General features: G+C 74.3%; 22 protein-coding genes and 1 pseudogene. 11 read left to right on the top strand and 12 right to left on the bottom strand.

What is annotated here, in order from left to right:
* Window positions 1-20 precede the first annotated feature (20 nt).
* The 4 genes from ACFOSY_RS01235 to ACFOSY_RS01250 all read right to left on the bottom strand — a co-directional run bounded on the left by ACFOSY_RS01235 (window position 21) and on the right by ACFOSY_RS01250 (window position 4,103).
* Complete coding sequence (locus ACFOSY_RS01235; protein WP_394304863.1) at window positions 21-767, bottom strand: dienelactone hydrolase family protein; 747 nt, start codon at window positions 765-767, stop codon at window positions 21-23.
* 220 nt (window positions 768-987) lie between these two features.
* Entirely contained in the window at window positions 988-2,583 is a 1,596-nt protein-coding gene (locus ACFOSY_RS01240) for a transporter (RefSeq protein WP_394304864.1), read from the bottom strand.
* Window positions 2,580-3,371 carry an ABC transporter ATP-binding protein gene (locus ACFOSY_RS01245; protein WP_394304865.1) on the bottom strand — a complete coding sequence of 264 codons (792 nt, stop codon included), beginning with the start codon at window positions 3,369-3,371 and terminating at the stop codon, window positions 2,580-2,582. The genes ACFOSY_RS01240 and ACFOSY_RS01245 overlap by 4 nt, the downstream gene beginning before the upstream one ends.
* Before the next feature lie 69 nt (window positions 3,372-3,440).
* Entirely contained in the window at window positions 3,441-4,103 is a 663-nt protein-coding gene (locus ACFOSY_RS01250) for a bifunctional DNA primase/polymerase (RefSeq protein ID WP_394304866.1), read from the bottom strand.
* A 309-nt stretch (window positions 4,104-4,412) separates the two neighbouring features.
* On the opposite strand from ACFOSY_RS01250, the gene ACFOSY_RS01255 reads away from it, so the two are divergent.
* Together ACFOSY_RS01255 and ACFOSY_RS01260 are read left to right on the top strand one after the other, a co-directional pair.
* The gene (locus ACFOSY_RS01255; protein ID WP_394304867.1) at window positions 4,413-5,798 is read left to right on the top strand and encodes a transcriptional regulator; all 1,386 of its coding nucleotides are present in this window, start codon (window positions 4,413-4,415) and stop codon (window positions 5,796-5,798) included.
* 199 nt (window positions 5,799-5,997) lie between these two features.
* Entirely contained in the window at window positions 5,998-7,758 is a 1,761-nt protein-coding gene (locus ACFOSY_RS01260; RefSeq protein ID WP_394304868.1) for a hypothetical protein, read from the top strand.
* A gap of 19 nt (window positions 7,759-7,777) precedes the next feature.
* Here ACFOSY_RS01260 and ACFOSY_RS01265 read toward each other — a convergent pair whose 3' ends face one another.
* Window positions 7,778-9,085, bottom strand: a complete 1,308-nt coding sequence (locus ACFOSY_RS01265) for an ABC transporter substrate-binding protein (protein WP_394304869.1) — start codon at window positions 9,083-9,085, stop codon at window positions 7,778-7,780.
* A 172-nt stretch (window positions 9,086-9,257) separates the two neighbouring features.
* On the opposite strand from ACFOSY_RS01265, the gene ACFOSY_RS01270 reads away from it, so the two are divergent.
* Both ACFOSY_RS01270 and purU read left to right on the top strand, forming a co-directional pair.
* Window positions 9,258-9,704, top strand: coding sequence for an SCO4402 family protein (locus ACFOSY_RS01270; protein ID WP_031021549.1), 447 nt, complete (start codon window positions 9,258-9,260; stop codon window positions 9,702-9,704).
* Between the two features lie 47 nt (window positions 9,705-9,751).
* On the top strand, window positions 9,752-10,633 hold the full coding sequence (purU, locus tag ACFOSY_RS01275; protein ID WP_394304870.1) for a formyltetrahydrofolate deformylase: 882 nt from the start codon (window positions 9,752-9,754) through the stop codon (window positions 10,631-10,633).
* A 169-nt stretch (window positions 10,634-10,802) separates the two neighbouring features.
* On the opposite strand, the pseudogene ACFOSY_RS01280 reads toward purU, so the two are convergent.
* Window positions 10,803-11,980: pseudogene (locus ACFOSY_RS01280) on the bottom strand (maleylpyruvate isomerase N-terminal domain-containing protein).
* A complete protein-coding gene (locus tag ACFOSY_RS01285) occupies window positions 11,977-12,558 on the bottom strand; it encodes a sigma-70 family RNA polymerase sigma factor (protein WP_031062474.1) in 582 nt (193 codons plus the stop codon). Before ACFOSY_RS01285 ends, ACFOSY_RS01280 begins: the two are co-directional and overlap by 4 nt.
* Before the next feature lie 362 nt (window positions 12,559-12,920).
* On the opposite strand from ACFOSY_RS01285, the gene ACFOSY_RS01290 reads away from it, so the two are divergent.
* From ACFOSY_RS01290 to ACFOSY_RS01300, 3 genes are all read left to right on the top strand, one after another.
* On the top strand, window positions 12,921-13,301 hold the full coding sequence (locus ACFOSY_RS01290; protein ID WP_225657483.1) for an STAS domain-containing protein: 381 nt from the start codon (window positions 12,921-12,923) through the stop codon (window positions 13,299-13,301).
* Window positions 13,302-13,477: 176 nt separating this feature from the next.
* Window positions 13,478-13,990: an EF-hand domain-containing protein gene (locus ACFOSY_RS01295; RefSeq protein ID WP_394304871.1), complete on the top strand. Its 513-nt coding sequence runs from the start codon at window positions 13,478-13,480 to the stop codon at window positions 13,988-13,990.
* A gap of 491 nt (window positions 13,991-14,481) precedes the next feature.
* Window positions 14,482-14,958: an ATP-binding protein gene (locus ACFOSY_RS01300; RefSeq protein ID WP_394304894.1), complete on the top strand. Its 477-nt coding sequence runs from the start codon at window positions 14,482-14,484 to the stop codon at window positions 14,956-14,958.
* A 662-nt stretch (window positions 14,959-15,620) separates the two neighbouring features.
* On the opposite strand, the gene ACFOSY_RS01305 is transcribed toward ACFOSY_RS01300, so the two are convergent.
* A complete protein-coding gene (locus ACFOSY_RS01305; RefSeq protein WP_394304872.1) occupies window positions 15,621-16,697 on the bottom strand; it encodes a GlxA family transcriptional regulator in 1,077 nt (358 codons plus the stop codon).
* A gap of 72 nt (window positions 16,698-16,769) precedes the next feature.
* On the opposite strand from ACFOSY_RS01305, the gene ACFOSY_RS01310 reads away from it, so the two are divergent.
* Entirely contained in the window at window positions 16,770-18,077 is a 1,308-nt protein-coding gene (locus tag ACFOSY_RS01310; protein ID WP_394304873.1) for an MFS transporter, read from the top strand.
* Between the two features lie 13 nt (window positions 18,078-18,090).
* Here ACFOSY_RS01310 and ACFOSY_RS01315 read toward each other — a convergent pair whose 3' ends face one another.
* The 4 genes from ACFOSY_RS01315 to ACFOSY_RS01330 form a co-directional block, all read right to left on the bottom strand.
* Window positions 18,091-19,290: a flavin-containing monooxygenase gene (locus ACFOSY_RS01315; protein WP_394304874.1), complete on the bottom strand. Its 1,200-nt coding sequence runs from the start codon at window positions 19,288-19,290 to the stop codon at window positions 18,091-18,093.
* A gap of 141 nt (window positions 19,291-19,431) precedes the next feature.
* The gene (locus tag ACFOSY_RS01320) at window positions 19,432-20,097 is read right to left on the bottom strand and encodes a pyridoxine/pyridoxamine 5'-phosphate oxidase (RefSeq protein ID WP_394304875.1); all 666 of its coding nucleotides are present in this window, start codon (window positions 20,095-20,097) and stop codon (window positions 19,432-19,434) included.
* Window positions 20,098-20,135: 38 nt separating this feature from the next.
* Window positions 20,136-20,561: a pyridoxamine 5'-phosphate oxidase family protein gene (locus tag ACFOSY_RS01325; protein ID WP_394304876.1), complete on the bottom strand. Its 426-nt coding sequence runs from the start codon at window positions 20,559-20,561 to the stop codon at window positions 20,136-20,138.
* Between the two features lie 234 nt (window positions 20,562-20,795).
* Window positions 20,796-21,431: a TetR family transcriptional regulator gene (locus tag ACFOSY_RS01330; protein ID WP_031021540.1), complete on the bottom strand. Its 636-nt coding sequence runs from the start codon at window positions 21,429-21,431 to the stop codon at window positions 20,796-20,798.
* 134 nt (window positions 21,432-21,565) lie between these two features.
* Between ACFOSY_RS01330 and ACFOSY_RS01335 the strand changes: the two genes are divergently transcribed.
* The 3 genes from ACFOSY_RS01335 (at window position 21,566) to ACFOSY_RS01345 (ending at window position 25,631) form a co-directional block, all read left to right on the top strand.
* Window positions 21,566-22,288 (top strand): VOC family protein, encoded by a 723-nt coding sequence (locus ACFOSY_RS01335; RefSeq protein ID WP_394304877.1) that lies wholly within the window; start codon window positions 21,566-21,568, stop codon window positions 22,286-22,288.
* A gap of 224 nt (window positions 22,289-22,512) precedes the next feature.
* Window positions 22,513-24,864: an outer membrane protein assembly factor BamB family protein gene (locus ACFOSY_RS01340; RefSeq protein ID WP_394304878.1), complete on the top strand. Its 2,352-nt coding sequence runs from the start codon at window positions 22,513-22,515 to the stop codon at window positions 24,862-24,864.
* A 203-nt stretch (window positions 24,865-25,067) separates the two neighbouring features.
* The gene (locus ACFOSY_RS01345) at window positions 25,068-25,631 is read left to right on the top strand and encodes a hypothetical protein (RefSeq protein WP_394304879.1); all 564 of its coding nucleotides are present in this window, start codon (window positions 25,068-25,070) and stop codon (window positions 25,629-25,631) included.
* The last annotated feature ends 61 nt before the right edge of the window (window positions 25,632-25,692 follow it).

A 25,692-nucleotide genomic window follows, 5' to 3' on the forward strand; every position in this document is an offset into this window, starting at 1 on the left:
CGAGGCCCCGGGCCCGGACGTCAGCCCGCCCTCAGATGCCGCTCGAAGAATCCCGCCGCCGCGTCCCCCGCGTGGGAGGGGACGCCGGTGTGGCCGCCCAGGTGGGCGTGGAGGGACTTCTCCGGGGAGGCGAAGGCGTCGAAGAGGGCCAGGGAGGCCTCGCGGTCGTTGCCCTCGTCGTCCCACTGGAGCAGGACGTGCAGCGGCACCGTGACCTGCCGGGCCTCCTCGAAGATGACCCGCGGCACCAGGCTGCCCGCGAACAGCACCGCGGCCGTGATGCGCGGGTCCGTCACCGCCAGGCGGACGGCGACGGAGATCAGGCCGCCCGAGAAGCCGACCGGGCCGTCGATCTCCGGCAGGGAGAGCAGGGCGTCCAGTGCGGCCCGCCATTCCGGGACCGCCGCGTCGACCAGGGGGAGGACGAGGGCGTCCACCAGGTCGTCGCCGACCGGTTCGCCCGCCCGCATCGCGCGGCGGAGTTCCTCGCGGGCCTGGTTCAGGGCGGGCCGGGCCGGGCGGTCGCCGCTGCCGGGGAGTTCGATCGTGGCCGACGCGAAACCGTCCGCCGCCGCGCGCCGGGCGCGGGACACCAGCCGGGGGTGCATCGCGCGCAGGCCGAGCGGCGGGTGGCCGAGCAGGATCAGCGGGACGGGCGCGGAAGCGGACGCCTCCGGGGGCGTCCACAGGAGGCCCGGGATGCCGTCGAGGGTGAAGTGGCGTTCCAGGACGCCGTCGTCGAGACGGGTCTCAGAGGTGAAGTGCATGGTCGTGCCTTCCGGGAGTGCGCTGGGACGGCGCTCCCGGATGACCTGCCTGTCACCCGACCGTGACCCCGGAGGGGAGCACCCATGTCGTCGCTGCTGCGTTCACGGGTACCACCTCCTCGTCACCAGGCACGGCCGAGGACGGACGCTAGCAGCGTCCGTGCTCCGGCCTCCACCCTTTTTCGCCCCGCCCCTCAGGACGGGCCCCGGGACGGACCCCTCAGCCCTTGCTGACCGCCATCACGATCTCCGGGAGGCGCGCCGCCGTCTGCGGGGCGGCCAGGCGGAGGCCGCCGAAGGTGAGCAGGGCGCCGTAGGCCGTGCCGGCGGGGAGGAGGAGCCAGCGGAGGTCCTGGCCCGCGTTGTCCAGGTTCAGCCAGATGGTGAGGGCGATGACCGGGAGGCAGAGGAGGGCCGCCGCCGTCATGCCGCCGAAGATGGAGATCCAGGCCAGGCCCACCTGACCGGGGGCCACGTTCTTGTAGCCCTCCTGCGGGACGGAGTACGGGAACCGCGCCGAGGTCCACGCGCCCGTGGCGAGCATCGCGCCGAGCAGCGCGAAGGACAGGCCCAGCGCCTCCGGCAGCCGCGCCCAGTCGTCCAGCATCGCCGTCGTCAGCACCGTGACGAGCGCGGCGTACGGGAGGGTGATCAGCAGCAGCGCCTGGGCGCGGGCGCGCAGTTCGGCGTAGGCGTCGCGGGCGGAGGAGATGGTCATCGCGACCATCCAGAACGCGGACGTGTCCTGCCCGAACTGGTTGTACATCTGGATGCCCAGCATCCCCGCCGCGAAGCAGGCGAAGTACACCGAGCCGGTGCCCTGCCAGGCGTTGAACACCGGCACGATCAGGCCGATCGCCAGCGACGTCACCCACGCGGCCTTCGTCTTCGGGTCGCGCCAGATGTAGCGCAGGCTGCGCTCCATCACCGTGCCGGTCCTGCCCGGCGGCAGCAGGCGCGCGAGGCCCGTGGAGGGGCGGTCGCGGACCGCGGAGTCGCCCGCGGCCTGGAGGGTGGAGCCGTCCGGCGCGGTCATCAGCCGGGTCAGGGTGCGTGACCACAGCGCGAGCAGCACCGCGAGCGCCCCCGCGCTCACCGCCAGCTGCGCCGCCGCGACCCCGTACGCCCCCTCGCCCGCCGCGTGCACGGCGCCGATCGCCGACGCGCCCGGCAGCCAGCCCAGCACGTCCGCGACCGGGCCGAGCTGGTCCAGGCCGCCCGAACCCAGCCGCTGCGCGCCGAAGTTGACCACCTGCGCGCCGATCGCGACGACCAGGCCGCTGAGCACCGCCAGGTCACGTCCCTTGCGGCTGGTCAGCAGCCGTACGTTCGCCGCGGCCACGGCCCGCGCCAGCGCCACGCACACCAGCAGCGCCAGCGGCACGGCGAGGACGCCCACCGCCCACGCCGCCGCGCCCCGGGCGACCGCGAACACCGAACCGACCAGCAGGCACACCGTGAACAGCGGCCCGATGCCCACCAGGGACGCCGCCAGCAGGGCCCGCACCAGCGGCCGGGGGCGCAGCGGCAGCATCACCAGACGGGTCGGGTCGAGCGTCTCGTCACCGCCGGGGAAGAACAGCGGCATCACCGCCCAGCCCAGCGCCAGCACCGCCACCAGCAGCACCACCAGCGACTCCACGCCGTCCACGCCGCGCAGCGCCACCAGCCCCAGCACCTGGAGCGCGGCGAACAGCAGCGTGACGACGGCGGAGGCGACCCAGGCGGCACGGCGGCCGCCGGACTGGCGCAGGCCGTTGCGCAGCAGGGACAGCTTCAGCCGGACGACGACCGGGGTGAGGGCGGGCGCGCTCACCGGGCGCCCCCGCCCAGCCAGTCGAGGTCGGAGCCGGCGTCGCGGCTGTCCGCGCCGACGAGTTCGAGGAACGCCCGTTGCAGGGAGGGCGCGTCGCCGCGCACCTCGGCGAGCGGACCGTGGGCGCGGATCCGGCCGGCGGCCATCACCGCCACCCAGTCGCACAGCGACTCCACCAGCTCCATGACGTGGGAGGAGAACACCACCGTCGCGCCGGAGGCGGTGTACCGCTCCAGGACGCCGCGGATGGTCTGCGCGGACACCGGGTCGACGCCCTCGAACGGCTCGTCCAGGAACAGCACTTCGGGGTTGTGCAGCAGCGCGGCGGCCAGGCCGATCTTCTTGCGCATGCCGGTGGAGTAGTCGACGACGAGCTTGTGCTGGGCGCCGGCCAGGTCGAGCACGTCGAGCAGCTGGGTGGCCCGCTTGTCGACCTCCTCGCCGGGCAGCCCGCGCAACCGGCCCGTGTAGCCGAGCAGTTCACGCCCGGACAGCCGCTCGAACAGGCGCAGCCCTTCCGGCAGCACACCGATACGGGCCTTCACCTGCACCGGGTCCCGCCACACGTCGTGCCCGGCGATCTCGACGGTGCCGTCGTCCGGGCGGAGCAGCCCCGTCACCATGGACAGGGTGGTGGTCTTCCCGGCGCCGTTCGGCCCGACCAGACCGATGAACCGCCCCGCGGGCAGCTCCAGGTCGATCCCGCCGACGGCGACCTGCTCCCCGAACCGCTTCCACAACCCCTGCACGCGTACGGCGACTGCGCCCACCACGTCTCCCTCCGTCACTCCCGAGCCTACGGGGAGCGGACCACGGCAGTAGGGCACGGGGGCGGGGCGGCCGGGACGGCGTCCCCGTCACCGGTCCCGGCCGCAGGCGTACGCCAGCGACGGCACCAGCTCCTCCGCGTCCGGCAGCCAGCGGTTCTCCCGGGTCGGCCGGCGGGCCCACTGCACGGCCCCGTGACGCCCGACGCGGGTCGGCGGCGCCGCCACGTACGCGCCCTCGCCCAGGACGGCCAGGTCCAGCGACGACGCCGTCCAGCCCAGGGTGCGCAGCAGATCCGGAAGCTTCGCCGCCGCTCCGGGCAGCACGAAGAACTCCGTGCGCCGGTACGGCGTCAGGGTCACCGGGCCGGGCGTGAGCCCCATCCGCTCGATCCGCGCCAGCGCCAGCAGGCCCGCCGTCTCCGGCACGGAGATCGCGTCGAAGGCGCGCCCCGTGGGCAGCAGGATCGAGGCGCCGGGCTGCTTCTGCCACATCCGGCGCGCGGCGCTGGCGCTTCCGGTCGCCAGGCCCGCCCAGGCGGGCTCCGCCGGGTGCGCGCCGGGGGCGGGGCACGCCGCGTCCCCGCACGAGCAGGCGTACACGCCGTCGACGACCTCGGTCCAGGTGCCCGGCACCACGTCCCAGTGGCGCTCCTCGGCATAGCGCACGGCGGTGTCCAGCAGCGATTCCCCGCGCTGCTTCGGGATCTGTACGGCGTCGGCGCCCGCGATCGTCTCTTCCACGATGAACACAACTTCACCCGCCACCAGGGGTTACGCCCCGCCGTGTGCGCGGGGGAGGGGCACCGGGCCCGCCGACGGGGCGCATGGGTGCATCCATGGGGGCGCGCGGGGGGATCCGCCACCGCATCGGGGTAACCAGGAGGGGGGTCGGCAGCCGTCGATACCCCGGCAATTCTCACATGTCCCGCATTGTCGGTATGTTGACGGGGCATTGATCCTCCCGGCCGGACGTCTCGCCGGGACGACGTGAGACGTACGGCCGCGGAAGACACGTCAACCCGGTGCGTGGGCAGGCACCGCAGCCTCAGGGGGTACGCCATGGCCGCAAGGCCGCTCGTCGCCCGGCAGCCGAACGAACGGCTGCAGGCGCTCATCCAGGAAGCCGGATGCTCCAACGCCGGACTGGCCCGCAGGGTCAACATGTGCGGCGCGGAGCACGGCCTCGACCTGCGCTACGACAAGACGTCGGTGGCCCGTTGGCTGCGCGGACAGCAGCCGCGGGGCCGGGCGCCGGCCGTCATCGCGGAGGCGCTGGGCCGCAAGCTGGGCCGCACGGTCACGATCGACGAGATCGGCATGGCCAACGGCAAGAACCTCGCGTCGGGGGTCGGCCTCCAGTTCTCGCCGACGGTACTGGGCGCCATCGAGCAGGTCTGCGAGCTGTGGCGCAGCGACGTGGGCCGGCGGGACTTCCTGTCCGGGTCGTCCGTCGCCGCCTCGGCGCTGGTGGAGCCCAGCCGGGACTGGCTGATCTCCGCGCCGGACGGGCAGGTCGCGCGCAACACCGGCCCGCGCGTGGGCCAGTCGGACGTGGCGGCGGTGCGGTCCATGACGGAGTCACTGGTCGCGCTGGACCACCAGTACGGCAGCGGGCACGTCCGCCCGGTCGTGGTGCACTACCTCAACAGCGTGGTGTCGGGGATGCTGGCCGGGTCGTACCGCGAGGCGGTGGGCCGCGACCTGTTCGCCGCCGTCGCCCGACTGACCGAACTGGCCGGGTACATGGCCGTCGACACCGGCCAACCGGGCCTGGCGCAGCGGTACTACATCCAGGCGCTGCGGCTCGCGCAGGCCGCGGGCGACCGCGGCTACGGCGGGTACGTGCTCGCCGCGTCGATGAGCCATCTCGCCGCGCAGCTCGGAAACCCGCGTGAGATCGCCCAGTTGGCGCGCGCGGCACAGGAAGGAGCACGGGGGCGCGTGACACCGCGCGCGGAGGCGATGTTCCTCGCCGCCGAGGCCCGCGGGCACGCGCTGATGGGCGACGCCCCGGCCGCGCACGCCGCCGCGGGGCGCGCGGTGAGCGCCCTGGAGGCCGCCGACCCGGACACGGGCGACGACCCGCCGTGGATCGCCCACTTCGACGAGGCCTATCTCGCCGACGAGTTGGCGCACTGCCACCGCGACCTCGGCCAGGCGGAGGCCGCCGCGCGGTACGCGCAGGACTCGCTGGACGGCCACCCGCCCACCCGCGCGCGGCGCCGGGCGATCGGCTATGTGCTGCTCGCCACCGCCCAGGTGCAGCAGCGCGAGATCGAACAGGCCTGTGCCACGGGCCTGAAGGCCGCCGAACTGCTGGGCGGGCTGCGCTCCAACCGGGGCGCGGAGTACCTGGACGACCTCCAGCAGCGCCTGGAGCCGTACCGGGAGGAGCCGGTGGTACGGGAGTTCGGGGCGCGGATGGAGCTTCAGACGGCGGCGTGACGTACGCGACACCGCTCACGGGCGCGGGACGGAGACGGGACGCAAGGGAAGGAGGGGACGTAAGCGGCGTGCGGTGACCTGGTTTTGTTACCGCGCTCACAGGGCAGGAGGGCCTGTTCTGTGCTGCGTGGCACCGGGCTCCGGGGACCCGGTAGCGTGAGCCGACGATTCACAAGGTCCCCCATTGGTAGGAGTCCCGGTGACGCAGAGTGGACAGGGCGAGGAGCCCTCGGCGCGCCAAGCGCGCGAAGGCATCGTGCTGCCCTCGGACGGTGGTGAGCCCCTGCTGCCGGGCATGACGTCCGGTCCGGTCGCGCCCGGCGGTACGGCAGGTCAGCCCGCGCCGGGCGGGTTCCCCGCCTCGGCGCCGCCCGGCGGCTCGACCTGGGGGACCCCCTGGGGACCCGAGCAGCAGTCCGCCGCCCCGTCCGCCGCCCCGTCCGCAGGCCAGGAGTGGCCGTCCGCGAACGACGGCCAGTGGCAGCAGCAGGCGCCCGCGCCCGCCTGGGACGCGGGTCAGCAGCACGGCGGCCACGCGCAAGGTCAGCAGCACGGCGGCCACGCGCAAGGTCAGCAGCACGGCGGGCAGCCACAGGGCGGGCAGGGGCCCGGGCCGCTGCCGCCCGAGGGCGCGCCGTCCCAGGGCGGCTACCCGCCCGCGCACGGGGGGCACGACGCCTACGGACAGGGCGGCGCGCACGCGGGACAGCAGGGCGGCGGGTACGCCGGCACGGACGGCTACGGCCAGGCCGCCGCGTACGGCGGACACACCTCGGGCGGTCAGCTGCCCCCGCAGAACGGCTACGCCGCGCCCGGCGGCGGGTACGGCTACCCGCCCGCCCACGGCGCCCCGGTCCCGGCGCCCGCGCCCGGCGTGGACGAGGGCGCCACGCAGGTCATCCCGCCGGTCCCGGCGGGAGGCGCCGACGAGGGCGCGACCCAGTACATACCCCCGGTCGCCCCGGGCGCGCTGCCGCCCGAGATGCCCGCCGCGCACGACGCGGAGGCCACCCGCAACCTCGGCATCGCCCAGCAGCCGGCCGGCCCCGGCCCGCTGCCCGGCAACCCGGACGCCGAGCCCACCCAGTTCATCGCCCCGGTCACCGACCAGGGTCCCCAGCCGTACGGCGCCGCGCAGGGCGACGCGGGCCGGCAGCCGCCCGCCGAGTTCGACAACCTCTTCCGCAACGACGACGGCCCGGCCGGCGCCACCCAGCAGATGCCGCGCATGGACTACGGCCGTCCCGTCCGGACCGACCGCACCCCGCCCGGACCGCCCGCGCCGCCCGCCTCCGGCCACGGCGGCGGACGCGGCGGTGGCGGCGGCAACGGCGGCCCGCGCTGGCCGCTGATCGCCGCGGTCGGCGTCGGCCTCGCGGTCGTCGGCGTCGGCGCGGGCGCCCTGCTCGGCAGCGGCGGCAAGGAGGACGACGGCACCACCGACCAGCCCGTCTCCGCCACCGCGCCCGCGAGCACCGAGGCCTCGCAGTCGCCGGCCGCCGACCCGGCCCGGGAGCAGGCCGTCGAGCTGGACAAGCTGCTCGCGCACAGCGGTGACAGCCGCAGCAGCGTGATCGACGCCGTGGAGGACGTGAAGGCCTGCCGTGACCTCGGCGGGGCCGCGTCCGATCTGCGGGAGGCGGCGAAGCAGCGCAAGCAGCTCGTGACGGACCTGTCCCAGCTCTCCGTGGACAAGCTGCCGCAGCACGAGGCGCTGAGCGAGGCGCTGCGCAAGGCGTGGCAGGCGTCCGCCTCGGCCGACGACCACTACGCGAAGTGGGCGGAACAGGCCAAGGGCAAGAAGGGCTGCAAGAAGGGCCAGGCGCGCTCCACCGAGCAGACCGCCGCGGGGAACCGGGAGAGCGGGACCGCCACCGAGCAGAAGAAGAAGGCCTCGGCGCTGTGGAACGTGATCGCCCGGAAGTACGGGCTGACCGAGCGGGCCCCCACGCAGCTGTAGCGCGTCCCGCGCGGGGCGCCTAGAGGGCCGCGTCCTTCAGGGTGGCCGTCACGTCCGTGAAGCCGTCCGCGGCCGAGACGAGGCGGCCCTTCTCCACCTGCTGGAGGGTGACGTTCGCGTTGACCAGGCGGGGGAGACCGATGGAGGCCAGGGTGTCCTGGAACTTCCAGCGGAGGGTGGGGGTGAGGTCGCCGGTGCTGATCTTCAGGCCGCCGTCCAGCGCGCCGGTCAGGGTGTCCGCGGTGACCTCGCCGTCCCCGAGGGACTCCACTGCCTGGCGGAACACGGTGTAGGCGATCCACGTGGTCTGCACCCCGGCGTCCGCCGGGTCGATCCGGTTGTCGCCGAAGGCCTCCGCCCGGATGACCTCCTTCATCGGCTTCCAGCGCGCGTCGCCCGCCTCCGGGTACCAGCCGGTGACGTACGCCCCCTCGTACGGGCTCGACGCGCCGCCGGAGGCGTCCAGCACCGTCTGGTCGACGCTGCCGAGCACGGTCGCGGTGCGCACCTCGGGGTGGTCGCCGCGGGCGCGCCGGAAGGAGTCCATGAAGGTGCCGGTGCGGTCGCCGAGCGCGGGCACCACGCAGCCCTCCTCCCCGGTGCCGGCGGCGGCGTGCTCCAGCGCCCGCTCGGCGGCGTCGCCGTAGGAGGTCGCGGCCTCGGCGGCGCGCAGGTCCCCGGCCGGGTCGTGGCCGCCCGCCGCGAGACCGGAGTCCAGCAGCGGCGGGAGCTGGTCGCCCGCGATGGTGTCGGGCCGCACCAGCGCGACCGGGCCGCACGCGTCCGCCAGGGTCCGGCCGAGCCCGGCGAGCAGGGCGGGCTGCCCGCCGTTGACCGGGTAGGACAGCGGGCTGGTGAACTCGTCGTGGGTGAGGCCGTAACCGCCGATGTACGGGATGCCGGCGGCCTCCAGCGTGGGCAGGAAGGCGTCGCCGTGCTGGCTGTAGGAGCCGACCACGGCCACGGCGTTCTCCGCGACCGCGCGCCGGGCGCAGCGCGCCGCGGCCACCGCGTCGTCGCGTTCGTCGCAGGTCAGCACCTTCAGCCGGCGGCCGGCGATGCCGCCGTGGTCGTTCACCCAGCGGCCGTAGGCCTCGGCGAACGCGGGCATGCCGGGCTTGTTGGTCGCGCCGGTGTTCTCGGGCGCCCAGGTCATCACCGTGATCGTGTCGTCCGCGGAGCCCTGCGCGACCCCGGGGACGATCCCGCAGCCGGCGAGCAGCGCCGAACACGCCGCCAGCGCGCCTGCTGCCAGGGCGCCGGCGCGGGCGGGCCGCACGAGGGAGCGGGGGAGGACGGTGCTGCGGATGCGTCGCCTGCCGGTCATGTCCCCGCACCATTCCCTCACATGGCGAACCGCGACGTGACGCTCGGTCGACGGGAGGTGACGCGGAGGTGAATTGCGGGGGCCCGTCGGGTGCGTCGAGGGCGGAAACGTACGATCGACGACCGTGCAAGGTTCGGAGAACTCTTCCCGTCGCGGCCGTCGCTCCTCCACCATGGGCGGCATGCCACTCAACGACATGCCGTGGTGGCGCTGGCGCAGCAATGTGCGCTCCGCGCTGCACATGCTCTCCGACCCCGCCTTCCAGCGGGACGTCTGGCTGGCCGGGGTGCCCGGCTACGGGGACGTCACCGACGCCGTGTACCGGCTGGTCGAGGACACCTGGCTGGACAACTGGTCCGCCGAGAAGTACGTCGGCACGATCTTCCGCGACTCGCAGGAGGCCGCGCTCGTCGACACCGCCGTGCTGCGCGTGCTGCGGATCATGCACCAGGTCGGGCCTGACGCCCCGGTCACCGCGTACATGGAGCACGAGGGCTGGCCGGAGGCGGTGCGCGCCGCGCGCGACGCGCACGTACGGATGGCGGCGAGCGACGGCGACGACCCGGACGCGCCGCCCAGCACCCTCGAGGTGCTGCGCATCATGACCCGTTCCGCGTAGCGGGACGACCGGCCGGGCGCCGGCCCGGGTGTGCGACCCTTTTCCCCATGAGCGAGCAGTCCACCCGCGCCGCGGCACCGGCCGACCAGTACGTCCTCACCCTGTCGTGCCCCGACAAGCAGGGCATCGTGCACGCCGTGTCCAGCTACCTGTTCATGACCGGCTGCAACATCGAGGACAGCCAGCAGTTCGGCGACCACGACACGGGCCTGTTCTTCATGCGCGTCCACTTCTCCGCCGAGGCCCCGGTGTCGGTGGACAAGCTGCGGGCGAGCTTCGCGGCGATCGGCGACTCCTTCCAGATGGACTGGCAGCTCGACCGGGCCGACGAGAAGATGCGCATCCTGCTGATGGTCAGCAGGTTCGGGCACTGCCTGAACGACCTGCTGTTCCGCGCGCGGACCGGCGCGCTGCCCGTGGAGATCGCCGGGGTGGTGTCCAACCACACCGACTTCGCCGAGCTGGTGGCCTCGTACAACATCCCCTTCCACCACATTCCGGTGCCGAAGGACGGCAAGCCGGAGGCCGAGGCGCGGCTGCTGGAGATCGTGCGCGAGGACGAGGTCGAACTCGTCGTCCTCGCCCGCTACATGCAGGTGCTCTCCGACGACCTGTGCAAGCAGTTGTCGGGGCGGATCATCAACATCCACCACTCCTTCCTGCCGAGCTTCAAGGGCGCGAAGCCGTATCACCAGGCGCATGCGCGGGGGGTGAAGCTGATCGGCGCGACCGCTCATTACGTCACCGCGGATCTCGACGAGGGGCCGATCATCGAGCAGGAGGTCGAGCGGGTGGGGCACGACGTCACGCCCGACGGGCTCGTCGCGATCGGGCGGGACGTGGAGTGCCAGGCGCTGGCGCGGGCGGTGAAGTGGCATGCGGAGCGGAGGATTCTGCTGAACGGTCGCAGGACTGTGGTGTTCGCCTGAGAGGCTGGGGACTTCTCCGTCGCCCGGCGGCCGCGGGTGCGTCGTGGTTGCTCGCGCAGTTCCCCGCGCCCCTTCGGGGCGCGTTCACCGCAGCGCCCTCAAGGGGCGCGGGGAACTGCGCGAACGGCCCCCACCGGCCCGCAGCCGCCGGCGATGCAAAGGGACCCCCCTACATCCTGCTCAGGCTCGCCGCAGCGAACAGCACATCCTTGATCGCCTCGCGATCCCCTCCTGCCCGGCGGCAGCCTCACGAGGCGGCACGTGACCGGCCGCCAACCTGCAGAACTCCGCCCCGTCCAGCGCGACATGCGCGACCTCGTGCTCCGCGGACCCCTTCGCCGCGGGCGAGTCCAGCGGGATCAGCCACTCCCCGCCGCCGGACCCCTCGATCTCCAGCCGCAGGCTGCGCCCCGGCTCGCCCGCGGCGACCAGCCGGCGTTCGACCGGCGCGGCCAGCCCGTGGTGGCGGCGGTTCTCCAGGACCAGGGGCAGCATCCGGGCCGCGAGGTCCACCATGTCGTGCAGATGGCGTCCGGAGGGCGGGTCGTAGGGGTAGTCCACCGCCTCGGCGATGTCCTCCCCGTGCACCCAGCACTCGAAGGCCCGGTCCAGCATGGCGTCGTGCAGCGGCAGCGCGAAGTCGCCGTAGGGGACGGGCACGCGGCCGGTGTCGCTGCCGGTGAAGCAGACCGTGCGGATCAGCCGGTGGCTCTGCTCGCGCCAGGGGCCGCGGACGGCCCGGGTGGGCGGGAAGCGGGCGGCCCGCCAGTACGCCTCGGTCCGGCCCGACGGGGTGGGCTGCTCGGGCTTGACGTCGCCGAGCGGGTCCTCCAGGCCCAGGGCGACCGCGACCAGTCCGTCCACGGTCAGCAGATGGGCGATGACCCCGGCGACGGTGGTGCGGCGGCTGCTCGCTTCGTCGCCCTCGTACCAGCGCAGCCGCACCGGCGCGTGCCATTCGTTGTCGCCGAAGTCCTGGAGCAGCGCGTCGAGCCGGGCGGTCTCGGTGTCGTAGGCGGCGGCCCACTCGGGGACCGGGATGCGCGGCGGGCGCCGTTCCAGGCAGGCCTCCAGGACGCGGGTGCGCAGGGCCGGGTTCAGGTCGAGGGTCTCGGGGCGCTGGAGCAGGCCGACGGCCTCGCGCAGCCGCAGTGCCTCGTCCGCGCAGGGCCCGCAGACGCCGAGGTGCTCCTCGACGGCGTCGGCCTCGGCGGGCGCGCAGGCGGCCAGCGCCCAGGCGCCCAGCAGCGACTTCAGCACCTGGTGCTCCGGTCCCGGGGGCAGCCCGTCGGGCCCGGGGGCGAGGGATCCGCGGTCGTCGTACGGCCCGGGGCGGCGCCCGCTCACGCGGCACCTCCGATTCCGGGCGGTGCGCCCGGCGTCCCGGCGTCGTGGGCGGTGGCCAGCAGCTGGAGGCCGAGGCGCAGCCGGCGGCGGGCCTCCTCGTCGGTGACGCCGAGGTCGGCGGCGGTCTGGCGGTAGTCCCGGCGCTGGAAGTAGGCCAGTTCCAGCGCGGCCCGCAGGGGCGCGGGCATGGACTGGACGATGTAGTCGGCGCGGGCGGTCACCGTGGCGTGCCGGACCTTGCGCTCCAGGTCCTCGGTGGTGCCGGGGCCGCCCCGGGCGAGCGCGGCGGTCTCGGTGGTGCGCAGCCGCTGCACGGCCAGCCGGTTGGTCAGGGCGGCGAGCCAGCTGCGCAGCGGGCCCTGCCGGGGGTCGTAGGTGTCGGGGTGCTGCCAGACGTGGGCGAAGACGTCCCGGGTGACGGTGTCGGCCGCGCGTTCGTCACCGAGGACGCGGTGGGCGAGGCCGTGGACGAGGGACGCGAAGCGGTCGTAGAGCTCGCCGAGGGCGGCCGCCTCCCCGCGGGCGAGCCGCTGCTGCATCGTGCGGTCCCAGCGGGGCGGTACGTCTCTTCTGCGCATGCGGCCCCTCACCCCCTGTTCGTCCCGCGGGCCCCCGGGGTGGTCGGTGCCCGGGTCCGGCGTGTGACCGGCGACGCCACGAATGTAGTCGCCATGAACGTGCGTGCACGCCCCTTTGTGGCAATGTGCGCCCCTCGCGGCGCCTTCCGTGGTAGAGGGTCGCCCGCGCAGGTCGCACGGCGTGCGCATGATGTCTGCCCCGACGCGTGTCGACAACAACCGATCGAATCGGATCGATTACGACCAGAACAAGCCCTTTCTGTTCGCGAACCGTTTTCAGGGTCGCGTTTCAGGGAACGGCCGCTGGGCAGCCGCGCAGCAAGGAAGCGTAGGCACTGCTTCCGTTTCGGCGAGCGAGGGGCGTGGTGGTGACCTTCACAGTGACCGACCAGGACAACGGCGCATGGGCCGTCCTCCGGGTCTCCGGCGAGCTGGACCTGGTGACCTCCCCGGTGCTGCGGCAGCGGGTGCACGACGTCGTGGCCGAGGGGCGGCACCGGCTCGTCCTCGATCTCTCCGAGGTGTGGTTCTGCGACTCCAGCGGGGTGGGCGTGCTCATAGCCTCCCGCCGGCTGCTGCGTTCCTGCCAGGGCCGGCTCCGGCTGATCCTGCCCGCGCGGGGCGCCGCCGACGGCAGCCACGTCAACAAGGTGCTCGGCGCGCTCGGGGTACGCCGGCTGTTCGAGATCCACCCGGACGTGCCGTCCGCCGTCGACGAGGACGCCCGCCCGCTCTCGGCCTGAACCCGGCTCTCCCCTGACTCCGCGGCCGTGCGTGTCCGCGCTCACCCGTGTCACACGTGTGTCCCGGTGTTCCCCCGGTCCTGGTCCAAGCGCCGCTTTCCGGCTCCGCCGCGCCCCCGCACCCCGTACGCTCCCAGCGAGACGACCCCTCCGACCTAAGGCGGCCTGAAGAAGACATGGTCACCAGCGAGTACGAGCGCAGGATCGCGGCCCGCTTCGCCGGCTTCGACCAGGACGGCAACGGCTACATCGACCGCGAGGACTTCATGGCGGCGGCCAAGGCGCTGCTCGCCGAGTTCGGCACGGCGGCCCGCTCCGACAAGGGCCAGGCCCTGTACGTCGGGGCCGAGGCGTTCTGGCAGGGCATGGCGGGCATCGCCGACCGGGACGGCGACCAGCGCATCACACGCGAGGAGTTCGTCAACGGCGCGGTGAAGCGGCTGCGGGACAACCCGGACCGGTTCGCCGAGATCGCCCGCCCCTTCCTGCACGCGGCGCTCGCCGTCGCCGGCGCCGGCGGGGACGCGGGGGTCGGCGTGGACGAGACCGCGCGTGTGCTCCGGGTGCTGGGCGTCGACGGGGACGTCGCCGCGCAGGCCGCCGCACAGCTGGACACCGACGGGGACGGGCGGATCGGCGAGGAGGAGATCGTCTCCGCGTTCGCCCGCTACTTCACCGTCCCCGAGTGACGCGCCTGACGCGCCGGAAATCCGTGTCACCGATCGTGGCATTTTCCTGATCACGGAGCGTCCGGGACGCCCGGGCCGGGTGAGTTCTGTCGTCACGGCCCGGAGTCGGGGTGCGGCTCCGGTACGTTGGGCGGGATGCGGGTCGTCGTGGGCGCGCACCGCGGCCGAACCGCCCTCGGGGAGGTCGTCCGAGGGGCCGTGCCTGCGGCTTCTTGCGCGGTCAACGGGCCGCCGGCGGCGCTCCGTTCGAGTCCGCGCGGCATGCGTCGCACAGTATGCCGCACGGGTACTCCTTTGCGCTGGAATATGCCCGAAGCGCTTGTTGAGGTGACTGTACGTCAACCATGCTGTCCGATCAGGGAGTCACGGTCCGTGATCCCGGTCCGGCCATTGTTCTGGCCATGCGGAAAATGGCTAGGATCGTGGCCCTCGTGAGGCGCGAGTCCAAGTGTCCGCCGGTTCGGATGGTGTGAGCGGTGCAGGTGCTTCAAGTGCAGCTGGAGATCCGGCCCGACCCCGCTGAAGTGGGGCGGGCCCGGCGCTGGGCCCGCTCACGGCTGGCCGGGTCCGGCATAGGGGCCGACGAACCGCTGGCCGAGACGCTGATCCTGCTCGTCTCCGAGCTGGTCACCAACGCCGTGGTGCACACCGGCTGTCCGGCCGTCCTCAGACTTTCGCTGCCCGGCGCGGACGCGGCCGAGGAGGTCGGCGTGCGCCTCGAGGTCGCCGACCGCAGCGGCCGCGCGCCGGTGCCGCGCTGCGCGGGCGACGAGGCGACCGGCGGGCGCGGACTCGCCCTCGTCGACGGGCTGGCCGACCGCTGGGGCTGGAGCGCCGAGGGCGCCGGCAAGCGCATCTGGTGCGAACTCGACCGCTGCGGCGGGGCGTCCGACGCCGCCCGCGCCTCCTGTGGCGGCAGCGCGGTGACGTACGACGGGCTGGCGTACGAGGCGGTCCGAGCGGTCTGAGCGCTGTGCGCCGTGACGGTTGCCGCGCTTTCGGGGAGGCACGGGGGCACGGCGGGACGGCGCCCCGGTGCCGCGCGTGAACCGGTGCGCCGGGTGTGCTCCCGTGCGCCGAGCCGACGAAACGGGCAATTGCCGCGAACTCCGTATCACTTGCCGAAACGGTGTTGACGTGCCGTGACCGGGTGATCACGCTGGTCGTCAGCGATTCGCCGCGAGGGGACGGCGAGGGCACCGCGACGGGGGTCCTCGGCGAGTGTGGGTCGTCATTCGGCGCGTGCCTCCCGGGGGCGGGGGACCTGGCGGGGGCCGCCGGAATCGAAGGGCGGTGCGGGGCTGCCGTGCTCGGGGCGAGCAGCGCCGCCCGCCACCGGGCGTCTGTTTGTCCACAGCCTGTGGACAAACAGACGCCCGATCACCTCGGGCGGCGGTCAGCCGATGCGCCTGGGGCGGCGGACGCCTGATGCCTCGGCGGAGCGGATGCTGGGTTGCCCTGGGGTGGCGGTGCCTGATGCCTCGGGGAGCGGGTGCCGGGTTGTTCCGGATCGGGGGATGCCTGACGCCTCAGGGAGCGGGTGCCGGATTGCTCCGGGACGGCGGACGCCTGACGCCTAGGGGGCGCCCTCAGGGGAGCACACCGCCCGACCGCCTCGCAGAGGGGCCGCTCAGACCGTGACCGCCCCCGCCCTCACGCCCCGTTCCGCATCCGCACGGGCGTCCAACGTCCGCTCCGCACCCGCGCGGAACGTGCGGCGGTACGCCGTCGGCGTCACGCCGAGGGCCGTCTGGAGGTGGGCCCGCATGGACTGGGCCGTGCCGAACCCCGCGTCCCGTGCCACCTGGTCCACCGTCAGCTCGGTGGTCTCCAGCAAGTACCGTGCCCGCTCGACCCGTTGGCGGGTGAGCCACTGGCCCGGACTGACCCCGGTCTCCTCGCGGAAGCGGCGGGTGAAGGTGCGTACCGACATCGACTCCCGCTCCGCCATGTCGCGCAGCTGGATCGGCTCGTGCAGCCGGCCCAGCGCCCACGCGCGGGCGCCGCTCGTGGACGCCTGCTGCGGGTCGGGCACCGGACGCTGGATGTACTGCGCCTGGCCGCCGTCCCGGTGCGGCGGCACCACCGTGCGCCGGGCCACGTCGTTGGCGACGGCGGCGCCGTGGTCGCGCCGCACCATGTGCAGGCACAGGTCGATCCCGGCCGCCACGCCCGCCGAGGTGAGGATGTCGCCGTCGTCGACGAACAGCACGTCCGGGTCGACGTCGATCTTCGGGAACAGCCGCTGGAGCCGCTCCGCGTCCGCCCAGTGCGTGGTGGCGCGGCGCCCGTCGAGCCGGCCGGCGGCGGCGAGGACGTACACCCCGGTGCAGATGGAGGCGATGCGGGCCGTCGGCGGGATGCGGCCGAGCGCGTCGGCCAGTTCGTCCGTCAGCTCGCCCCGCTCGAAGACCGGGCCGAGCTCGTAGCAGGCCGGGACGATCACCGTGTCGGCGGTGGCCAGGACCTCCGGGCCGTGGGGGACGTGAACCGTGAAGTCGGCGTCCGTCCGCACCGGCCCCGGCGGCCGGACCGAGCAGGTGAGCACCTCGTACAGCGGCCGGCCCCGCTCGTCCCTGGGGCGGCCGAAGATGCGGTGCGGGATGCCCAGCTCGAAGGGGAGCAGCCCGTCGAGGGCGAGCACGACCACGCGGTGGGGCCGGTGGCCGTCGGGGGAGGGGGACGGCTCGGGCGGGATGACAGGCATGGCCCGATCCTAGCGAAGGCTGTCCCCCGGGCCACTCGTTGAAGCGGACGTGCGTGCCCGACGCTGTACGGCGTGACCACGACCAGCAAGACCGCCGCCGTCGGGCCGCCCGCGAGCGGCCGCAAGCCGACCCGCCTCCGGGTGCACCGCGCCTGGTTCGTCGCCGCCGTCACCTTCGTGACGATCATCGGCGCCGCCGCCTTCCGCGCCGTGCCGGGGCTGTTCATCGACCCGCTGAACGCCGAATTCGGCTGGTCCCGCGGCACCATCGGCGCCGCGGTCTCAGTCAACCTGGCGCTGTACGGCCTCACCGCCCCGTTCGCGGCGGCGCTGATGGACCGCTACGGCATCCGCCGGGTCGTCGCCGTCGCGCTGACCGTGATCGCGGCCGGCTCCGGCGCCACCGTGTGGATGACCGCCGCCTGGCAGCTGATGCTCTGCTGGGGCCTGCTGGTGGGCCTCGGCTCCGGCTCGATGGCGCTGGCGTTCGCCGCCACCGTCACCAACCGCTGGTTCACCGAGCGGCGCGGCCTGGTCAGCGGCATCCTCACTGCCGCGTCCGCCTCCGGGCAGCTGATCTTCCTGCCGCTGCTGTCGTGGATCGTCGACCGCTATTCCTGGCGGCCCGCCGCCGTGACGGTGGCGCTCGCCGCGCTCGCGGTGGTGCCGTTCGTCTGGCTGCTGCTGCACGACCACCCGGCCGACATCGGCCAGAAGCCGTACGGGGCGAAGGAGTTCGTGCCGAAGCCGGCGCCCGTGCCCGGGGCCGCCCGGCGCGCGCTGACCGTGCTCGCCTCGGCCGCCCGCACCGGCCCGTTCTGGCTGCTCGCCGGCACGTTCGCGATCTGCGGGGCGTCCACCAACGGGCTGATCCAGACCCACTTCGTGCCCGCCTCGCACGACCACGGCATGCCGATCACCACCGCCGCGTCCCTGCTGGCCGTCATCGGCGTCTTCGACGTGGTGGGCACGGTGGCGTCCGGCTGGTTCACCGACCGCTTCGACGCGCGCCGGCTGCTGGCCGTCTACTACGCGCTGCGCGGCGTGTCCCTGCTCTTCCTGCCCCTGCTGCTCGCGCCGTCCGTGCACCCGCCGATGCTGCTGTTCATCGTCTTCTACGGCCTGGACTGGGTCGCCACCGTGCCGCCGACGCTCGCGCTGTGCCGGGAGCGCTACGGCGACGACAGCCCCATCGTGTTCGGCTGGGTGCTGGCGTCGCACCAGGTGGGCGCGGCGATCGTGGCCTTCGTGGGCGGCCTCGCGCGGGACGCGTTCGGCTCGTACGACGTGGTCTGGCTCGCGTCGGGCGCGCTGTGCGCGGCGGCGGCGCTGATGGCACTGGTGATCCGCAAGCGGCCGGCGCCTCTCGCCGCGAGCTGAGGCGCCCCGAGGCTCAGGCGCCCGGCAGCCGGGACGCCTTGCCGCTGTGGTCGACCGCGCGGGCGATGCGCCGGGCGTCCAGGGCCATCTCCCGGAGGTTGCCGCTGATCGGGTTGGTGAAGCCGGTGAAGTACAGGTCCGGGGCGCCGGCCGGGGTGCGGGCGCCGTGGGCCACGGGTCTGCCCCGGTCGTCCAGCACGCCGAGGCCGCCGACCAGGCCCTCCAGGCCGCGCTCGTACCCGGTGGCCGCGATCACCGCGTCCGGGGCGACGTGCTCGCCGTCGGCCAGCAGCACCTCGCCCTCCTCGAAGCCCTTCACGGCGGCGACCACCTCCACCGAGCCCTTGCGCACGGCGTCGATCAGGCCGACGTCCTGCACGGGGATGGCGCCCTCCAGGACGCGGCTGTAGAGCCCGGTCTCCGGGCGGGGCAGGCCGTGCTCGGACAGGTCCGGCACCGCGATCCGCGCCTGCAGGCGGCTGATCCGGTCGACCAGCGGCACCGGCAGCCGGCGCACCAGGATGCCGGAGTACTGCGCGGGCCAGCCGGCGGTCGAGCGGCGCACGATGTGCGGCGGGGTGCGCACCGCCAGCCGCACCCGGGAGGCGCCGCCCTCCACCAGGTCGACGGCGATCTCCGCCCCCGTGTTGCCGACGCCCGCCACCAGCACGTCCCGCCCGGCGAACGGCTTCGCGTTGCGGTACCCGGAGGCGTGCAGGAACTCGCCGGTGTACGTCTCCCGGCCGGGCCAGTCGGGGATGCGCGGGGTGTGGTTGAAGCCGGTGGCGACGACGACCGCCGCGCCGGTCAGCTCGCGTCCGCCGGTGGCGCGCAGCAGCCAGCCGGTGCCGTCGGGGGTGCGTTCGACGCGGGACACCTCGACGCCGGTGACGATCTCCAGGCGGTGGTGCTCGGCGTACTTCTCCAGGTAGCGGACCACGTCGTCGCGGGACGGCCAGCGTCCGAAGCGGCGGGGCATCGGCAGGCCGGGCAGGGCCGAGCGGCGCCGGGTGGTGTGCAGGTGCAGCCGGTCGTAGTGGCGGCGCCAGGAGTCGCCGACCCGCTCGGACCGCTCGAGCACGACGGCCCGCACCCCGCGGGCGCGCAAGGCGTACGCGACGGACAGTCCGCCGGGGCCGCCGCCGACGACGTAGACGGGGCGGTCCGCCCGGGCGGGCGCGGTGGGCTGCGCGGACGTGGTGGAGTCGGCCATGACCGCGAGCGTAATCCGGCAGGTGGTTGATGGGTCTCGGTCAAGACCGGAATTGGTTGCGGAATGATCACATGATGTCGTGATCGCGCGTTCAATGTCCCCATGAAGTCCCCACACCTCACCTGACCCGGGCAGGCTCCCTCACGGCCACAGCAGCTCCCGGACCCACCCCTCCCCCTCCCGCCGGTACCGCAGCCGGACATGGCGGCGGTCGGGGTCGCCCTGGAAGAACTCCGTCTCGTCAGGGGCGAGGTGGTAGAGGGTCCAGGACGGCGCCGGGGTGTCCGGGGCGCGGCGGGCCCGGTCCCAGGCGGCCTCGGAGGCGCGGGTCAGCTCCTCCGGGGAGGGGAGCACCGCGCTCTGGCGGCCGGTCAGGGCCGACGCCAGCGCGCCCGTCGAGCGGGCGTGCAGGTCCGCCCGGGCCTCCTCGGGCGGGGCGGCCGTGACGGGGCCCCGTACGCGCACCTGGCGGCCCAGGACCGGCCAGTAGAAGGCGAGGGCCGCGTACGGGCGGGCGGCGAGGTGCCCGCCCTTGCGGCTGTGCGCGTGCGTGGCGAACGACCAGCCCCGCTCGTCCGCGCCGTGCAGCATCACGATCCGTACGTCCGGCAGGCCGTCCGCGTCCGCCGTCGCCAGGGACATGGTGTGCGGCTCGGGCTGCCCGGCCGCCGCGGCCTCGGCCAGCCACCGCGCGAACAGCGGCAGCGGCTCGGCGGGGGCGCGTCCGGGGTCGAAGGGGCGCAGGTCGGTGACGGCCGGGTCCCACACCCGCAGGGACCGCAGCAGCTCGTGGAGGTCGGGTTCCATGGGGTGATTGTCGGCCCCCGGGACGGAGCCGGCCCGTCTCAGACCGAGCCGAGGTCCGACGACACCCACCGCTCCGGGCGCATCCGCACGACGACCTGCTCCCCGTGGTTCTTCCACGCGAAGTCCACGTACCCGTCGACCTTCTCGGGCGGCAGGTAGCGCTCCGAGAGCTCCCGCAGCTTCTCGATCGTGGCGGGGGAGGTGTCGACGACCGGGCCCTCGACGGAGACGTAGCGGATGGTCGGCTCGACGCGGTCCACCAGGAGGGAGAAGCGTCCGGCCGCCTGGAGCAGCCGGTTCTTGCGGGAGTGCAGACCGGTGAGGATCCACGCGTCCTTGCCGGGCGTGTACTGGTACCAGATCGGCACGGTCAGCGGGGCGCGGCCCTCGCCCGCGTCCACCGCGATCGCGGCCACGCGCGGTTCGGACAGGAACTGTTCGCGCTCTTCACGGGACAGGGCCATGGCGGTTCCTCCAGCGTCGTCTGCGTCGGGGCGGGCACTTCGGCGGGCGGGTGCGCCGGCGGCCCCGGCCGGGCGGTGCGACGCCGGCCGGCGGGGACGTGTTCCGCACGTCGCGCCCCCACCATCGGAACCGGACCGCCCCCGGGGACGCGACAGGCGGCGGTCCACCGGAGTGAACCGCCGCCCGGATGACAGGAAGTGCGAGGTCGCGCGGGGGCGCGGGGCCGCGCGCGGCTACTTGGTCGGCTTGCGCCCGGTGACCCCCAGGTGCACGAGCAGCGCCAGGTTCGGCTTGATCTCGGCCTGCTTGACGCCCCAGGAGGAGAAACCTTTCTGGTGCGAGGCGACGGCCGCCAGCATGGCGACCAGGGACCCGGCGACCGCGCCGGGATTGACGTCCTTGTCGATCCGCCCCTTCGCCTGGAGCTCGGAGACCGCGCCGGCGAGGGAGGACTCCACGGCGTTGAGGACCTTCAGACGGATCTTGGAGAAACGTTTGTCCCCTTCGGCGGCGCCGAGATCCACTACGCGCAGGATCGCGTCGTTGTGCCGCCAGAACTCCAGGAAGCCGTCCACCAGTTCCTGCGCCGTCTGCCAGCCGGCCCGCCCGCTCCACGAGCGTCCCTCGACCAGCTCGGTCAGCGTGCCGCTCTCCGCCGCCATGGTCTCGGCGAGCTCCAGGACGGCGCCCTCGACGTCCGGGAAGTACTGGTAGAAGGTGGCCGGCGAGGTCCCGGCGCGGCGGGCGACGTCGATGACCTTGACATCCCGGTACGGGGACGAGCTGAGCATCTCGCTGAGGCAGTCGAGCAGCTTCTGCCGGGTCTCCTGCCCACGCCGGCCGGCCACGCGGCCGTCGACGGTACGCACTTGTCCTGTCATGCCGTCAGCTTACCGACGGGGTCCGGGAGCGCGATTCGGCCGACTGCAAATGGGGTGCGGGGCCCGGGGAACCCTGGTGTGCCTGGTCGGCGGCGTGCGCGCGGCGCGGCTACGTTGTCGGTATGGCCGAAAACAGGGCGTCGGAGTACACGGAGGGCACCCCCTGCTGGGTGGACGCGCAGCTGCCCGATCTGGAGGCGGGCAAGCGGTTCTACGGTGAGCTGTTCGGCTGGGCCTTCGAGGACCAGCCCACCGGGACGGTCCGGGCGTCGAAGGACGGCGACCCCGTCGCCTCCCTCGCGCACAAGACGGACGGACGGCTCCCGACGGTGTGGACGGTGTCCTTCTCCACCCCGGACGCCGACGCCCTGTGCGCCCGCATCCGGGCGGTTGGCGGTCAGGTGGTGGCACCCCCCGCGCCCTTCGGCGACCTCGGCCGCACCGCGCTCGTCACCGACCCCGAGGGCGCGGTGTTCTCGCTGTGGCAGCCCGGCACCACGGCCGGCTTCGGACGCCGCCACGAGCCGGGCGCCTTCGCCTGGGTCCAGCTCTACACACGGGACACGGACACGGCCAACGCCTTCTACGGCGACCTCTTCCACGACGCCCTGTTCGGCGAGGGCGCCGACCCCGACTTCGGGCGCGCGCCCGTCTCCGAGGTCTTCGCCCCCGAGATGCCGCCGCACCTCCTCGTCCACTTCGCCGTACGGGAACTGGAGCCCGCCCTGGAGCGGGTGACCCGGCTCGGCGGCCGGATCCAGGTGCCGCCCTTCGATACCTCGTACGGGACGGCGGCCGTCGTCACCGACAATCAGGGGGCGTCCTTCGCGCTGCTGCGCCGCTGACCGTACGCTCGGTGCCGCCGCCGCGGTCCGCCCCCGCGCACATCGTCCGACCGTCCGTTCGCGTCATATGCAAACCTGGACACCCGATTTGTCGGCCGGTTCGCACCTGGGGGCCCGGACAGGAAGAATCGGGGTGCGTGCCGCCACGGCGGTGCGGTGGTGAGACGCTGCACTACGGTCGCGCACAGGTGGTGGCGCGACGCGTACGGGGAGGTGGCAGGCAAGTGGTGGATCAGCTGACGCAGCACGATCCGCGGCGAATCGGGCCGTTCGAGGTGCTGGGACGGCTGGGAGCCGGCGGCATGGGGCTGGTCTATCTCGCGCGCTCGGCGTCCGGCCGGCGGGTGGCGATCAAGACGGTCCGGACCGAGCTGGCCGAGGACCAGCTGTTCCGGGTGCGCTTCACGCGCGAGGTCGAGGCGGCCCGCGCGGTCTCCGGTTTCTACACGGCGGCCGTCGTCGACGCCGACCCGCGCGCCGCCGTGCCCTGGCTGGCCACCGCGTACGTCCCCGCCCCCTCGCTCGAGGAGATAGTGAACGAGTGCGGGCCGCTGCCCGCGCAGGCCGTGCGCTGGCTCGCCGCGGGCGTCGCCGAGGCGCTCCAGTCGATCCACGGCGCGGGCCTGGTCCACCGCGACCTCAAGCCGTCCAACGTGCTGGTCGTCGAGGACGGCCCCCGCGTGATCGACTTCGGCATCGCCTCGGGGGTGTCCAACACCCGGCTGACGATGACCAACGTCGCCGTCGGCACCCCCGCCTACATGTCCCCCGAGCAGGCCAAGGACTCCCGCAGCGTCACCGGCGCGAGCGACGTGTTCTCCCTCGGCTCCATGCTGGTCTTCGCCGCCACCGGCCACCCCCCGTTCCACGGCGCCAACCCCGTCGAGACGGTCTTCATGCTGCTGCGCGAGGGCCCGGACCTCGAGGGCCTGCCGGACGAGCTGCGTCCGCTCATCGAGTCGTGCATGCAGATGGACCCCACGGCCCGGCCCAACCCCGCCGACCTCCAGGCGCAGCTCGCCCCGCACCTGTTCGGCTCCGGCTCCGACGACAGCGGCACGGCGTCGGCCTGGCTGCCCGAGCGGGCGGTCGGCCTGATCGAGGCGCGCCGCGGCGGCCGCCCCGCCCGACCGCCGCAGAACAGCGGCCGCAGCGGGGGCGGCGCGCGTCCCCCCGTACCGCCTCCGCCGCCGCACGACCCGGTCGTCCCGCCGCAGCAGGCCCCCGTGGGCGCGGCCGGCACCGGGCCCGTCCGGCTGGCCGGCGCCGCGGTGCCCATCGGTCCCGGCCCGCGCGTCGCCGACACGCGCGCGGCCGCCGTGCAGGCGCCCCCGCCCACCGCCGCCCTCGCCGCGACCTGGACCACGTCCCGCGCCGGCGTCAACGGCGCCGAGCCCGCCGCCGCGCCCGGGCCCCCGGCGCCCGCCGCGCCGCCGGAGCAGCCCGGGGGCTGGCGCCCCTGGCGGTTCCGCATGTCCAACGACGTGTGGGGCACGCCCGCCGTGGCCGGCGACCTGGTGTACGTCACCTCCTTCGAGGTGCACGCCCTGGACGTGGCCACCGGCCGGCGCCGCTTCAAGACGCGGGACGTCGCCTGGTCGATGGCGGTCGCCGACGGCCGTATCCACGCCTCCGACGGCCCCACCCTGTACGCGCTCGACGCCCGCGAGGGCGGCGACCTGTGGCGGCTGAACACGGACGCCTGGGTGTACTCCCTGAAGGCCGACCGCGGCACCGTGCTCACCGGCACCCGCGGCGGCGGCGTCCAGGGCTGGGAGGCGTCGAGCGGGCAGAAGCTGTGGGAACTGACCGGCTGCCAGACCGACTTCGAGTCCCCGGAGGCCGGTCCCGCCCTCTTCGACGGCACCGCCTACGTCTGGCAGGATGCCCGCCTGCGCGCCCTGGACGCGCGCACCGGCGAGGAGCGCTGGTCGTACCCGATCGGCGACGCGGCCTCCTGCGGCGGCGTCCCGGTCCGCCTCACCGCCGCGCCCGACGGCTACGTCTACGTCTGCGCCGGCACCCGGGTGCTCGCCCTGGAGGCGGCCTCCGGGCACGTGCGCTGGCACTTCGAGGCCCCGGCGGTCTTCCTGTGCCCGCCCGCCTTCGTACCCGGCCCCGCGGTCACCGGCGGCGGGGTGTACCTCGCCGACTACCTCGGCACGGTCTACGCCCTGGACGCCACCGACGGCCGCGACCGCTGGCGCATCGCCACCGAGGCGCGCTCCTCGGTCGAGCCGGTGCTGGTCGCGGCGGGCCATGTCCACGTGGGCAGCGGCAAGGGGCTCTACACGCTGGACGCGGTCACCGGCACGCCCAAGTGGCGCTTCCAGTCCGGCGGCGAGATCGTGGGCGCGCCCGCGGTCGCCGAGGGGCGCATCCACTTCGGCTCCAGCGACCACCTGCTGTACACGCTGAAGGCCGACGACGGCCGGCTGCGCTGGAAGCTCGCCACCGGCGGCGAGATCACCGGCTCGCCGGTGGTGCGGGACGGCGTGGTGTACGCGTGCAGCAAGGACCGCTGCGTGTACGCGCTGGACGCGGAGAAGGGCACGGGCACGGCGCGGACGGCGTGAGGCGGGGCGGTCCCCGGCGTCGCCGCGGGAGGCGTCTCCGGCGCGGGACGGCCGTCGTGCCGGCTGCACGGAAGGGGCCCGGACGGCGGCCGCCGCTGCGGGGCGGCGGTGTCCGCCGCCCTCAGGGCCGACGCTACGCCGGGTGCGGGACGGTCGCCAAGCAGTGACATGGCCGTGACAGAAAGATCGCTAACCTGACGGTCATGACTTCTCGGGGGAAGACACTCAAGCTCACGGCCGTCTCGGCGCTCGTCGTCCTCGCCCTCACCGGGTTCTCCACCGGCCGCGGCCACGGAGGCGGCAGCGGGAGCCACGACGGCGGTGGCGGCGGCGGATGCAGCAGCTCCAGCCAGAACCACGACTCGTCGAGCGGCGGTTCGCACCGCGACTACTACGACGACGACGATGACTACGGCTCCGGCTCCGGCGACTACGGCGACAGCTACGACGACGACGGCAGCAGCGGCTCGTCCGGCGGCTCGGAGGCCACGGCGACCCCGGAGGACGCCACGGTGACGCTGGTCGACTGCGCCTCCGAGGAGACGCCGTACGCCACCGTCGAGGTCGCCAACAACGACACGACGGCCGGTGTCTTCTCGGTGACGGTGGTCTTCCGGGACGCGGCCGGCGAGGAACTGGTCAGCAGGACCCAGGAGGTCGCCGTCCTGTCCGGCCGGACCACAGCGGCCCGCATCCTGGTGGACGACCCGGAGAGCGTCCCGCTGATCGACGAGTGCGACCTGGACACCTTCGCTCCCGCGGTCTGACCACGGCGGATTTACCCGGTCTGGCGGCCAAGGCAGGGGGGACTTCCGGGCCGCCGGGCCG

Origin of the sequence: Streptomyces lusitanus (assembly GCF_042647945.1) — a bacterium.
Classification (GTDB): domain Bacteria; phylum Actinomycetota; class Actinomycetes; order Streptomycetales; family Streptomycetaceae; genus Streptomyces; species Streptomyces pseudogriseolus.